The organism is Paenibacillus anaericanus, assembly GCF_003994475.1.
GTDB classification, from domain to species: Bacteria; Bacillota; Bacilli; order Paenibacillales; family Paenibacillaceae; genus Fontibacillus; species Fontibacillus anaericanus.
Genome location: NZ_RZNY01000004.1, coordinates 133,940 through 147,115 on the forward strand (window position 1 = coordinate 133,940; position 13,176 = coordinate 147,115).

General features: G+C 38.9%; 11 protein-coding genes. 3 read left to right on the forward strand and 8 right to left on the reverse strand.

Features of this window, described 5'->3' with window-relative positions; genetic code table 11:
- The first annotated feature begins 220 nt into the window (after positions 1–220).
- Positions 221–1,552 (forward strand): metallophosphoesterase, encoded by a 1,332-nt coding sequence (locus tag EJP82_RS06865; protein WP_127191303.1) that lies wholly within the window; start codon positions 221–223, stop codon positions 1,550–1,552.
- A gap of 77 nt (positions 1,553–1,629) precedes the next feature.
- Entirely contained in the window at positions 1,630–2,565 is a 936-nt protein-coding gene (locus EJP82_RS06870) for an alpha/beta hydrolase (RefSeq protein ID WP_246054000.1), read from the forward strand.
- 149 nt (positions 2,566–2,714) lie between these two features.
- On the opposite strand, the gene EJP82_RS06875 is transcribed toward EJP82_RS06870, so the two are convergent.
- The 5 genes from EJP82_RS06875 to EJP82_RS06900 all read right to left on the reverse strand — a co-directional run bounded on the left by EJP82_RS06875 (position 2,715) and on the right by EJP82_RS06900 (position 8,843).
- Positions 2,715–4,310, reverse strand: a complete 1,596-nt coding sequence (locus tag EJP82_RS06875; protein WP_425464326.1) for an alkaline phosphatase family protein — start codon at positions 4,308–4,310, stop codon at positions 2,715–2,717.
- A 224-nt stretch (positions 4,311–4,534) separates the two neighbouring features.
- A complete protein-coding gene (locus EJP82_RS06880) occupies positions 4,535–5,290 on the reverse strand; it encodes an N-acetyltransferase (RefSeq protein ID WP_127191305.1) in 756 nt (251 codons plus the stop codon).
- A gap of 181 nt (positions 5,291–5,471) precedes the next feature.
- Positions 5,472–6,449, reverse strand: a complete 978-nt coding sequence (locus EJP82_RS06885; RefSeq protein WP_127191455.1) for a carbohydrate kinase family protein — start codon at positions 6,447–6,449, stop codon at positions 5,472–5,474.
- 214 nt (positions 6,450–6,663) lie between these two features.
- Complete coding sequence (locus EJP82_RS06890) at positions 6,664–6,843, reverse strand: transcriptional regulator (RefSeq protein WP_127191306.1); 180 nt, start codon at positions 6,841–6,843, stop codon at positions 6,664–6,666.
- 545 nt (positions 6,844–7,388) lie between these two features.
- Entirely contained in the window at positions 7,389–8,843 is a 1,455-nt protein-coding gene (locus EJP82_RS06900; protein ID WP_127191307.1) for a glycogen synthase, read from the reverse strand.
- A 292-nt stretch (positions 8,844–9,135) separates the two neighbouring features.
- On the opposite strand from EJP82_RS06900, the gene EJP82_RS06905 reads away from it, so the two are divergent.
- Positions 9,136–10,074 (forward strand): tyrosine-type recombinase/integrase, encoded by a 939-nt coding sequence (locus EJP82_RS06905; protein WP_127191308.1) that lies wholly within the window; start codon positions 9,136–9,138, stop codon positions 10,072–10,074.
- Between the two features lie 195 nt (positions 10,075–10,269).
- Here EJP82_RS06905 and EJP82_RS06910 read toward each other — a convergent pair whose 3' ends face one another.
- The 3 genes from EJP82_RS06910 to EJP82_RS06920 all read right to left on the reverse strand — a co-directional run bounded on the left by EJP82_RS06910 (position 10,270) and on the right by EJP82_RS06920 (position 13,151).
- A complete protein-coding gene (locus EJP82_RS06910) occupies positions 10,270–11,022 on the reverse strand; it encodes an HAD-IIB family hydrolase (RefSeq protein WP_127191309.1) in 753 nt (250 codons plus the stop codon).
- Between the two features lie 178 nt (positions 11,023–11,200).
- Positions 11,201–11,863, reverse strand: a complete 663-nt coding sequence (locus EJP82_RS06915) for a TVP38/TMEM64 family protein (RefSeq protein WP_127191310.1) — start codon at positions 11,861–11,863, stop codon at positions 11,201–11,203.
- Between the two features lie 376 nt (positions 11,864–12,239).
- On the reverse strand, positions 12,240–13,151 hold the full coding sequence (locus tag EJP82_RS06920; protein ID WP_127191311.1) for a DMT family transporter: 912 nt from the start codon (positions 13,149–13,151) through the stop codon (positions 12,240–12,242).
- Positions 13,152–13,176: the final 25 nt, after the last annotated feature.

A 13,176-nucleotide genomic window follows, 5' to 3' on the forward strand; every position in this document is an offset into this window, starting at 1 on the left:
TCCAAACTCTATTCACAATCCCCCTTTAGTTACTAGCTTAAAAGTCTTCTGAATACTTGTTCGATCATATTGATAGCGGTTTAGAGACTTAGTATCTCTTTTATTATGGTACGATTCTCTCCTATGGATTATAATGTGTTATCTGATGTAACTAGTTAGATTACAAGTGATATAATGGTACATAAGTAATGCTAAAGACATACTTTTTTTGGAGGTCATTATGAAAGTGAAATTTATAACAACCATGTTATTATCCCTCTCTTTTCTTGCTATAACTGGTTGCAACAACGATAGGAACCCAGCTGATTTAACGCAGTCCAAAGGATCGCGGGAATTAGATCTATTTGTAGCGACAGACCTCCACTATTTGAACCCTGACCTGCACGATAATGGGCAAGCCTTTCAGGACTATATTAAGAATGGAGATTCCAAATTACTCAATTATTCAGATCAATTGGCCGATTCCTTTGTAAATGATGTCATCCATGCGAAGCCAGATGTCGTCATTCTCAGCGGCGATTTAACAAACAATGGTGAAAAGAAGAGTCATCTTGAGTTAGCAAATAAACTTAAACGAATTGAAGACGCAGGAACAAGCGTATATGTCATTCCAGGCAATCATGATATTTTGAATCCGTGGGCACGGAGTTTTAAAACAGATGGTCAGTACGTAACAGACTATATAACCCCTAAGGAATTCACATCCATTTACGAAAACTTTGGGTATGAGGAAGCGATATCCAGAGATCCTGATTCACTTAGCTATATCGCGCAAATATCTGATGATTTATGGCTGTTAATGCTGGATACTAGCAAATATGACAACAACGTGATCATGAAAATCCCCCAAACAGACGGCGAAGTTTCCAAGGAAACGCTGGCGTGGATTGAAACAAACAGCCAACTAGCAAAGGATAAAAATGCTAATATAATCACCGTCATGCACCATAACTTGATTGATCATAGTGACATTTCAAGTGCAGGGTTCACATTAAATAATGCCGATGAGGTACTTGATGTCCTTGTAAAGTCTAATCTATCTCTAGTGTTATCAGGTCATATTCACATCCAGGATATTCAGTCTGAGCAGAATGTCTATGATATCGCTACAAGCGCCTTTACTGTTTATCCACACCAGTATGGGGTCCTTCATTACTCCCCTGACGAGGCGGCTGTAGAGTATCAGACAAAACAAGTAGATGTGGAAAAATGGAGTGCGGAAGTAGGAATTAATAATCAGGATTTACTCCACTTTAACTCGTACGCCAAAGATTTCTTTTATGAAGATTCCTATAGAAAAGCATATAAAGCTCTAGGTGACCAAGGGTATACTGAAGCTGAGAAAACAGAAATGGCCAAATCCATGGCAGAGCTGAATCTATTATATTTCTCGGGTAACGCGAGTAAAATTGGAGAATCAATCAAAAATTCAGAGGGTGTAGAACTATGGAAAAAAGCAAATTCACAGTTCCTGAAAAGTTATGTGCTAAGTATGCTTAATAGTGACAAAGAGAACACGCAGCTTAAGTTATCGCTTGACCCTTCTAATTAGAATCTAGTAACTTTTATTGTTACTCTATGTGGAATTTGTTACTATATAATGATTGAATTCATACTATTAATCAAAGGGTGTTCATCATAATTATTTCAATAATTGTACTGTTACTAATCATTATTGGGTCAGCCAGCTTTTACTTCTATCATGTAGCTATTGCTAGTGCGGATAAGGCTTTCCTAGATGGCAATCCAGATCTAGCAGCTGGTTCGGATGTAGGGCAACCACTAGAAGACACTAGTGCATGGTGGACTGAACAAGCTTTTGAAGATTGGAGCATAACATCGGGTGATGGGCTTCAGCTTCATGCGTATTATCTGGAAGCTAAGCAGCCGACAGATCGGACCGTCATACTTGCCCACGGATACTCTGGGCTACCTGAACAAATGAGCGGATATACTAAAATGTACCGAGATGTGCTAGGTTATAACGTACTTCTTCCAGACGCCCGCGGACATGGGAAAAGCGAAGGAAATTATATCGGATTCGGTTGGCCAGAACGTAAGGATTACGTCAAATGGATCAATAAAGTCATCGAACATACAGGTAACGATTCACAAATCGTACTTCATGGCGTGTCCATGGGAGGAGCGACAGTCATGATGACTAGTGGTGAAAACCTCCCTCCCAACGTTAAGGCGATTGTCGAAGATTGCGGTTATACTTCAGTTACAGATGAACTAAGCTACCAATTGAAACGTATGTATCATCTACCATCGTTCCCGATCGTTCAATTAACCAGTTTATTAACCAAAATTCGGGCGGGTTATACCTTTAACGAAGCTTCTGCCCTTGATCAAATCAAAAAATCTAAAACACCGATCCTATTCATACATGGCGACTCCGATCTATTCGTCCCATCCGAAATGGTGTATACACTATATGAGAACGGTCCAACGGACAAGAAGTTATTTGTCGTACCAGGAGCAGGCCACGGCAAGGCCAGACGAGTTGACCCCGTAGGCTATGATCGTGAAGTAACCCAATTTATAGGAAACTATGTGAAGTAGATCTAGAAGTTAAGGAACTGTGCTGAGTGGAAATTAACAGCACAGTTCCTTTTGTAGTTTAAACCTTAATATACTTACTGCTTCGCTCTTTCCGTGAGCATTTTAACGAGCTCTGCTTCAGCCCAAGTCCGAAACAATGTCATTAATCGCTATTTAGTTAGAAGCTTAAGCAGAAATGATTTTAAATCAATGATCCGCAAGTATTGCGGCTTTTGATCAGTTCCACTAACGATAAGGGGAATCAGCGATTCCGATTGTCCTAGAGATCCATGACCCCCACCTCCTTTGTGTGTTGGTGAGTTTCTGTCTGCCAGTTCATAACCAGGCTTTGCGGTGACAACTAAAAACTCTCCGGGGTGAGAATGTAAAGCTCCGGATAACCGTTGCAATACATCAGGGTACTGACCATAGTTCAATGTATGATGCTGAGAGTCTATTTTCAAATCCAACACCTCTGCATCTTGTTCGATCACCCATTTTTGTTGATAAGGATCGATCAGCTTTCCATTGGTTTTAAATCTGATTTCTTTGGAGGTTTTACCTTGAATGGCGTAAATCCACTCCTGTTCTTTCCATGCAATGAAATCGATGCGAGGTTCTTCTTTTAATAAATACGCAATGTCTTTTAGCTTATCCGCTTTAAGTTTATAGACATAAGCCATGGTTTCATTGACGGCGAGAACGATTTCCGTTTCGTCTGTTATTGATTCGCCCTGACGCAACAATTTATAGTCGTTGAATAAGGAAGGCAAATCGATAACCGGGTTATCTCGGGCAGGCAAGATTTGTGTCATTCCACTATCTCCAACGATAATAAAAATCGCTTGGTTCAAAGCCTCTTCCGGGGAGCCAAAACTTTGTAATAAAGATTGAAGTTGTCTATCTAATTCCTTCATTCCATTTTGATTTGAAGGGCCATTTTTATGAATTTTTTGATCTAAATCAGGTAGATAAACATATAAAAAATCGGGTAACTTGTTTTCTTTCACCAAATAATTGACAGTTGATATAGAAAATTGATTATTTAAACCCATACGGTCGGTTAAACCGTCAGGCAACTTTTTTATACCTTCTAGCGGATCGGATAATGAACCCAGCGCTAAATAATCTGGTCCTTTTACAGGAATCGTTTTTGGTAAAGAAGTAGGAACTTGTATCCAGGGTGGAATGGTTAAAGTATGATCTACGGTACCCCGATAAATCAAACCGTTAATACTACCGGATTTCATCCCGCGTCGGGCCAAGTCCTCGTAGATGGTGGGAAGTTGTTGGTTTAAGTGACTGCCGTTCAAGTTGACTAACGCATCAAACAATACCGGGTCTACTCCATGTTTGATGACCTCCATCGGTCCAGTTCCATAATTGATGAGTTTCTTTTCTTTTGTCGAATACCATGTCAAACCAGGCACACGATGACCATCCGGATATCTTCCCGTTAGTAGAGAACTATCAATCGTCACGGACATGGTAGGAAAAGAACTGACCATATCCTTAGAATATTGGCCATGTTCGATCAGAAACTGTATGGTAGGAAGTTCTTTTTGCGCTATACCTTTATCAATAGCTTGAGCCATTAAAGAATCGACCACAAGTAAGATGACTTTCTTTTTATCTTCACCGTTTATGGATTTTACTCTAACTAAATCTTGTTCTTTATGTGTTATTTCCTGTCTTTGGCATCCAAATACCACAATCAGTATCATCAGCAGAAACAGACCCATTTTTTTCGTATGAATGAAGATCACCAACCTAATCCATAAAGTGCTTAATATGTATATGCTGTTCCATTATCCACTTTTTATACAGAAATATCATTGAATAACGAGGAGTACATTAGTATTACAACAACGAACGCTTTCAACAATAATTAATCTACCTGTACCCAATAGACTTATTGGCAATAAGAAACCACGTCAAAAAGCCTTACTACTTTCTATAGTAATAAGGCTTTTTGACTATGCTTTTTGACTTATTTCAAGTTATGAAGTAGCTTTTCAAATTTATTGGGACTCATTATCTCATGCGTTAGAAATTTACCATTATTAAACATACTAAACGTAGTCCAAATGGCTGGTCCCTGCTGTGCTTCTTCTCTTGTTCTCAAATGATGAGTATGAAAGGCAACTCCTTTTTCACTGGCAACTCCCCTTAGATCCTCCAAAATTCCAACCGCAAAAGGACATTGAGCAGTGTAATATACATGAATTCCTTCTCCTGCAGCAACAGCATTCTTTACTGAACTTTTAAAAGCAGGCAGCGGAGCCTGTTCGTTCCACTTTAGAGCAACCAACTCATAATAAGGCTCTGCTCGATCCACAACTTGAAAACCCAGATGCTCAAAATACGGTTTATCACTCAAATAAGGCATCTTTTTCTTACCTACGATATGTACAATTCCATCCATTCCTTGCGCCATCGCGTCCTCTTTGCACTTTTCTAACAACTGTTTTCCATGTCCGTTATCCTTGTATCTACCAGAGACCCATAGACAATTTATGTACATATAATTAGGAGCATCTATAGGAATCCATGCTTTTTCTGCAGGCAAGTATTCAATAAATACCTTCGCACGCTCATTCAATCGATAGAAAACCAATCCTTCTTCCATACGTTCACATAACCATTGCTTCTTCTCTAGAACGGCATGTTCATATTGTTTTGCTCCCAATGCACAGCAAATATGTTCATGATCGATGTTCTCTCTCGTTATGTGCATATATTCCATCTTTTTCACACCCTCATTATAGTAATTATAATAAAACTTATACTTAATCCTTATATTACAAAAAAAACATCAAGCAACCCGCACCTGATGTTATCTAATCGAATGGTTCTTATGTTCTTTTTTAATTATACACTATTTACCTTTACATTTATCATTTGCTTTACTTCATCGAATTCTAATATTATTGATTCCATTCCACTACTTCATCATAGGTTGGTAATGCGGCAATGGCACCTACCTTCGTACACACGATCGCACCTACTTGATTTGCAAAATGAATCATGACTTTCCAATCCTCAAAGGTAAGATGCGCTATGCCCTGATTAGAGATTTGAGAGAGTTGTACAAGAACCGCGCCAACGAACGCATCACCAGCACCTGTAGAATCAATAGATTTAATAGAGATACTAGGTATCGTAGCATGATCAGTCCCATTCGAGATCAACGTACCGTTCTTACTTAATGTTACTGCGATAACCTTCGCTCCCAGACGATGAAGTTCCGTTACGCCTACATTAAGATCCTCAGAGCCACTAATGAGCTGCAACTCTTCTTCGCTCACTTTTACAAAATCAGCAAGAGAGATTCCCTTGGAAGCTAGATTGATGAATTCTTCCATCCTGTTACCCCATAGGCTACTTCTGTAGTTCGGATCGAAAGAAACAAACTGCTTCTCTTCACGGGCTTTGATCATGAAGTCAAAGTAAGCTTCTAAGTAATCTCCACCTAACATCGCCGTAGCTGAACCGAAATGAACGATGGCTGCTTCACGCAGCTTAGCAAGAGGAAGATCTTGCGTTACAAAATTGCCATCCGCACCGCGATTAAACATAAAATCACGTTCACCATCACTTTGTAATGAAACGTAGGCCATTGTCGTAAGCGCCGATGTGTCTCGAACAATCAGATCTGTGTTTACTTTCACTCCATTTAAGGTCTGAATTAAGAAATCACCGAATGGATCACTACCCACTTTACCGGCAAAAGCAGCAACTCCACCGAGGCGAGCAATCGCGGCCGCAACATTAGCTGGTGCGCCACCAGCTTGTTTAATAAAATGTGATCCTTCAGCCAAATTAACACCTATATCACTACAGAAGAAGTCTATTAACAATTCTCCGATACAAAGAATTTGTTGGTGTTCACGACGATCCTGCATCCCTTCAATCAACTTTAGTTCCCCCTTATCCCATGCTACAGAATCCATCTATGTTATGATTTCCAAATGTCTTTCAAATTCCAATACTTACATTCGCGAATAACGTTTGTAATCTTTGCCGCGTGTGTGAGTCATTATTTATCCCCACGAGTAACTAAAAAAAGAGATCGGAGAATTTTTCAAACTCCAGTCCCTTTTTCTTCTACTATTAAGTTTATTGAACAGGCTCCCATTTACAACGAATTGGAGAAGTAATCGCTTCATCCTTCTTCAGTTCTTTGAATGCCTTATCAATTTCCTTGCGATCTAGTCCAGACAGTTGCTCCACTTCCCCTGCACTGACAGGCTTTCCTGCAGCTTTCATCGTTTCCAGAACCTTTTCCTTTACACTCATAACTGTCACCTCCGTCCCACTATTTTACATAATAGATTATCAAACATTCGTTCCCTAGCATAGTCTGTTCGAAAAATGTTCATTTTTGTGTTTTTATGGCTCAAAGTTTAGTTTTGACATCATTTTGGATAATTAAAGGGGGTGGAATAAACTGTTACCCATAGACTAAACACCTATTTTTCAAATTGAAACTTAATATCTTAGATAGAATCGATCTAGTTAACATAATATTAGTTATGTTAACAATTAGATATTCGCAGATTAAGATCATAATTAACATGATCTTGTCAAGTTAATCTTTTATCTACTCTCCAACTATTTCAGATAATAAACGGATTAACCGGTTCTTTCTGCGATCACAAGGCGAGTTTCCTTCAGGATATCTAAATGCTTGGAAATCGCAAGCTTTTAGATAATAAAATTGTCAGGTATTCAAAAAATAAATCTCAAAAATTCCTCTCGATAAGAGAAAAAGCACCTCTACAGGTGCCGTTATCATAACTTTAATGTTGTCTTTCTACTTTTAATTGGCCTCACTATACATGCTATATTCGAACAGTAGCCATACTTTCATAAAGCTTGATGTATTCTTTTGTTGAGTCCTCCCACCCTACCGATTGAGTCATAACCCTGTTCACTAGCTTATTCCATATATCCTTCTTATGATAAAGCTCGATTGCCTTGCGGATAGTATCAAGCATGACCCATTGACTCGCGTATTTGAACGTAAATCCAGTCCCTTCTCCTGTGGATTCATCATATTGTTGTACTGTATCACGCAGGCCACCGGTCTCCCGTATAATAGGTACGGTGCCATATCTCATTCCAATCAATTGGCTGATGCCGCAGGCTTCTGTGTATGAAGGCATTAGGAATATATCCGATGCTGCATAGGTTTTGTAGGCGATATCGTCGCTATAGGTTGAATAATACATCTTGTCTGGAAAAGACTCCTTTATGTGCTTGAACAAATAATCATAATATGGAATGCCATCACCAATAACGATAAATTGCAAGTCTTCCTTCAGAAGTTCATGATATGATTTTTCGATCAAATAGAGCCCTTTGGTTATTTCCAATCTAGAAATGATCGCTACGATAGGTACATCCGATCTAACCGGAAGGCCAAACGCTTCCTGCAATCTCTTCTTATTCTCTGCCTTGCCTTCCATATGCTGTGCATCAAAGTTTGCAAATAACCGCTTATCCGCAGCCGGATTATTCTCATCCAGATCAATACCATTCAGTATGCCATGCAGATTTCTTCTACGCTTATGCAACGTCTCTGTTAGAGGTTCGATATTCATTGGCGAAATTTTGCTAATCTCTTTAGCGTAACTTGGACTCACCGTGCTCACTACATCAGCCAACATGATCCCTACCTTCATACAATTGACCTGGTCATAGTAGTCTAGTCCTTGTTCAACAAAGAAATCCCAGTCCACATTCAGAATTTCCGTAGTCAGTTTCTTATTGAAGACACCTTGATACAATAACGCATGGATCGTAAATAGTGATTTCATACCCTTATAGAATTCCAATTGGCCATACTGAGTTCTTAAGAAAAAAGGTATAAATCCGGTTAACCAATCGTTACAGTGTAGAATATCAGGCGTGAATGATAACATGGGGAGTGACTCTAACGCTGCTTTACAAAAGAAAACAAACCTTTCCATTTCATCGTCGTAATCATAGATTCGCTCACGATTGAAGTAAAACGGATTGTCGATAAAATAGATAATGTTCCCATTATAATCGATACGTTCCAAGCTATAGGTTACCTTTTTACCAGCAAACTGAATTGAATAAGATTGAATAAATTTAAGTTCATGACCGTATTTCTCCTCAATACCTCGGAACTTGGGCATCATGATTCGCACATCATATCCCTGTTCCCGAAGCGACTTCGGTAAAAAGGATGAAACATCCGCTAATCCCCCTGTTTTGGCAAATGGGAATACTTCCGTCGAAAGGTATAACACTTTTGGCGTATTGTTCATTTTACAATTCCTCCCCAGAGTTATTATATTGTGCAAGTCTAAGTAGGCTTTAATAGGCTGTATATCAACAACACTAGCAAACTTACAAAAAGTATTTTCCAGATTATACCTCCCATTTCATTAATGTACAAGTCTTGAGAATTAATTTTTAGGGGTTGAATTTTTATATCCATGGGCATTCATGCCTATCTCTCTTCTACGGGGTATTCTTATAATTTAATAGCTGATATAATTGCATTAAATCTATATTTAATGCAATTTAACTTCAAATCGATTGAATAGGCGGGATTCGATGATAGATCCAACAACTTTAGAGCCATATGAGCGCGAAATTCACCTATTTTTGATTTACATGAAGGACCGTGAATATTCGAAAGACACCCAAAAAGCATATATGCATGATCTGAAACATTTTCTACATCATTTACATGGAAAAGTTATTCCAGAGGTTTCAGATATCGATATTATGGAGCATCTCTCTAATGTGAGAGAATCAGGTGCAGGTGCCAGATACCGGAATAGATGTCAATCGGCTATCCGCCTCTTTTTCAAAGTGATGATTAAATTTAATGTAACCAAACATAACCCTACGATGGACATTGAAAAGGCAAAGGTCGAAAAGAAACGAAAACCAACGTTTCTCGAGAAGCAATACCTGGATGCATCTATGCAGCAAGTGAAAGGCAAATATTTAGTGCGCGATGTGTCCATCATCGCTTTGATGTCTTATGCTGGGCTTCGAGTAAGTGAAATCGTCCGATTAAACACTATAGACGTTAATTTTGAGCGATCGGAGATTGGTGTACTAGGAAAAGGCGAAAAGTGGCGTTATATCCCCCTCCCCCCGGAGTTGACTCAACTACTACAACTTTGTCTTTCTGAGCGAATTCCACCTAAGGGAAAAAAAGATGAGATGGCCTTCTTCATTTCGCAGTTTGGTCGGAGAATTAGCAAACGTATGGTACAAACCATTTCTGAGAAAACATTTAACTCATTAATTGAAGAGTTTCCTCAATTACAAGGAATGAAGCTATCCGCACATAAATTAAGACACTCCTTCGCCACAGACCTCTTACGCAACGGCGCAGATCTACGGGCGGTCCAAGAACTTCTTGGTCATGAAGATATATCTACTACGCAAATCTACACGCATGTGTTCGATGAAGCTAAAAGAAAAGCGATGGGCAATGTTCGTCCGGCGCTACCTGTTTTTATTCAAAAGGAGAATTAATGAAAAATCGTTCTCTTTTTGCGATTAGGTTACCATAACTTTTATTATGTTAACCTAATTGGTAGAGTTATACTGTTTTAACCAACTTTATACTGTGGACCCTGAAATATTTATTTAAAACATATAAACCCACTCTGCTCGGGAGTGGGTTCCATTATGTGTATTTTTATGTATGATTCCATAACAACTACTATATTAATCAAGTTCTAACATAAGTTCCTTAATTTTTAGAATGACTTGTTGTTCTTCATTAACCACTTTATCTGTAGCGACTTGCATGAGGGCAGGATGTTCTCCAACACAAACGGAACGCATCGCATGTTTGAACATCGACATATCATTTGCATCATTACCAAAGGCAATATATTGTTGCGGTTCGATGCTAAGCTCTTGAAGTCCTGCCCATTTATCGACACCTTGCGGGCTGATATCAATAATACCTTCATTACCGTGTATATAGATTACGAGCGGTAATTGCTGCAACTCCTCTAGCAATTGCTGCTCATTTAAGCTATGTAGAATTACTACTTTCACAATTTCATTTAGCTCATCTAAAGGTACATTTTTCGCACGTTGCTCAGGGTCCACATTTCGCCATATCGGATGCTCGTTATGACCTGTATAAGCATAATCCCACTTGCTATCAACTAAATAATCGGCCTCGTAAGTTCTCAATAACCTAACGATCTTGTCAGCTAGCTGTTTATCGAAATGAATCGTTGAAATGATCTCTCCACCCGTTGCCACAAATGCACCATTCCCACCTGTCATCGGAAACTGTTGCATATGTGCCGGTAATATTGGTAACAAATCTCGTATAGGTCTGGCTGAGGCAAAGACTATTTCATGTCCTTGACCCACCAAGGAGTCTAAGACCTGTACCATATCTTCACTTAAAGGCTTACCTTTAAAGCAAATTGTTCCATCTAAATCAAACACCATTTTCATCGGATTAGCCTCCTCTTTTTTATCTAATCATAACAGCTTCCAGTATAATAAAAAGGACAGATGTCCAAAAAGGAGTAAACGTTTGGATGTACTTTCGAAAGGTCTAAGATATGAATAAGGAATGGAGATCTTCCCCATTCCTTTGATCTTTTTATTATTTTATAGACTCCGATGTTCCTTAACCTCCAAATTCACTTGTCTCTCCCCTAGTCCTCTTGATACGCTTCGATCTAATTCTCCATAGGATCAATACCAATAGAACAATGATAGCACCTAAGATCAGTAAGACATTATTTTCAAGTTGGACAGACCATAGCCCTTTGACAATCAAAGAGATAGCGAAGAAAAAAATCATATTTCCGGTTATTGTACCTATTATAAATGGCCTTAAAGGAACCGCACTAACACCCGCCGCAATATTGATCAAACTAGTAGGTGCAAAGGGAAATACTCTGCCTAAAAACACAAATAAAAAGCCCTTGTTTTCAACCTTGGTCCACTTTTGATATTTAGGGTTAAGATGTTTTAGTAGTAGGTCTTGAAACCAATAACGCGCCATCAAGAAAGCCAATATTCCTCCGATTACACTACTTACCCAACTCCACAAATAACCATTTACGAATCCGAACAAGGAGATATTAACTGAGATCACTAGAATTAAAGGAATGATTGTAAATAAATTCTGGACAACCATAATACCCAGCATAATGAGCAAAATGAGAAAAAGGTTCCCATTGGACATTTTACGGATCTGGTTTAAATCAACCTGAAGTAAAGTCGAAAAACCATCTGATTTAAATAAAATAATTAGAACAATTATTAGGATGACAAAGGAGATCATGCGTAATGATTTTTTGCGAATTGAAGTCCCCTCCTTTTACTTACACAGCGAATCCATCTACATCCATATAATTAATCACATTAACTATTACATTCTAATATACTTAACCAATAAACTACTATCAAGAGTAACCCCTACTATGAGTAGGTTAAATTCAACTTATTCCAGCTCCTTCATAGTCTATTCCCTAGATATTCCCCTTAAGCAAAGTAAGGATGAATATTTACCTTTTATCATAACACCTTACATAAACTGAAAATCAACTGGACCGATACGAAGGAAAGATAATCTAGAAAACGACAAAGAAGCAAAGATAGAAATAACCCTTCTTCGCTTCTTTTAATGTATAGAAATTATCGATTTGTTTATTTCCTGGTTATCTCGTGTGACTAACTTGTACACTATCTCCTGAAAAATTTCGGTTAGATACAAAAACGCCAAACAGAATTAGAACCCCTCCAATTAATTGAGCTCCATGAATCGCATCTCCTAATAGGTAGTGACCCGCGACCAAGGAAATAAAGGGTGGGATATTCATGAACATAGCTGCTGTTCCAGGCCCCGTAATCGCTACACCACGTGTCCACCATATATTAGAGGTTGCCGTGATCAAGGCCAGTACCAGCAATATCAGCCATATTGTGACGCTGCTACTGACGATTAAGTTACCGCTAAACACATCTAGACCAGCAACAGGCGCCATCAAGGCAATACTTAGTCCTCCTGAGATGATGTTAATAGAGGTCAGTGACAGCGTCTTGGCTATAATCGGAGTATACATCATGCTAATCGTCATACCTAGCATAGCGATTAATAAATATACGTCTCCAGACGATAAACTGAATTTCCCACCACCAAAACTGATGATGATAACCACACCAATCATACCAAGAATGCCTCCGGCAAGCTTGCCAGCCGTCCAAGGTGTCTTGAGAAATATCCTTTCCATGAACACAGCAACTAGTGGTGCTACCGCATAGATAAGTGAAGCATTTGCCGCAGATGATAGCTGAAGCCCTTTAAAATATAAAGGTTGTTGAATCAAAGTGCCGAATACGGAGGATGCCACCATAAGTAGCCATTCCTTCTTCGTTGGTCTTCTTAACACACCTTTACTATAGAGCAAAGCAATCACGATAAGCCAAGTCAAACCCATGCGAGCGAAGGATAGGAAGGTCGGAGAGAAGAAATTCAATAGATAAGCGCTCATGATATAGCTACAACCCCAAAGCACTGCAACTCCAAAAAGTCCTAGTCGAGCCGATTTATAAACTGACATTAGACGCATTTCACTAGGCTAGAGAAAACCGAAT

Bases quoted from the DNA above. Each gene is read 5' to 3' on its own strand.
- EJP82_RS06915 (WP_127191310.1), bottom strand. From the start codon at position 11,863: ATGATCTCCTTTGTCATCCTAATAATTGTTCTAATTATTTTATTTAAA.
- EJP82_RS06880 (WP_127191305.1), bottom strand. From the start codon at position 5,290: ATGGAATATATGCACATAACGAGAGAGAACATCGATCATGAACATATT.
- EJP82_RS06890 (WP_127191306.1), bottom strand. From the start codon at position 6,843: ATGAGTGTAAAGGAAAAGGTTCTGGAAACGATGAAAGCTGCAGGAAAG.
- EJP82_RS06900 (WP_127191307.1), bottom strand. From the start codon at position 8,843: ATGAACAATACGCCAAAAGTGTTATACCTTTCGACGGAAGTATTCCCA.
- EJP82_RS06905 (WP_127191308.1), top strand. From the start codon at position 9,136: ATGATAGATCCAACAACTTTAGAGCCATATGAGCGCGAAATTCACCTA.
- EJP82_RS06920 (WP_127191311.1), bottom strand. From the start codon at position 13,151: ATGCGTCTAATGTCAGTTTATAAATCGGCTCGACTAGGACTTTTTGGA.
- EJP82_RS06865 (WP_127191303.1), top strand. From the start codon at position 221: ATGAAAGTGAAATTTATAACAACCATGTTATTATCCCTCTCTTTTCTT.
- EJP82_RS06885 (WP_127191455.1), bottom strand. From the start codon at position 6,449: ATGCAGGATCGTCGTGAACACCAACAAATTCTTTGTATCGGAGAATTG.
- EJP82_RS06910 (WP_127191309.1), bottom strand. From the start codon at position 11,022: ATGAAAATGGTGTTTGATTTAGATGGAACAATTTGCTTTAAAGGTAAG.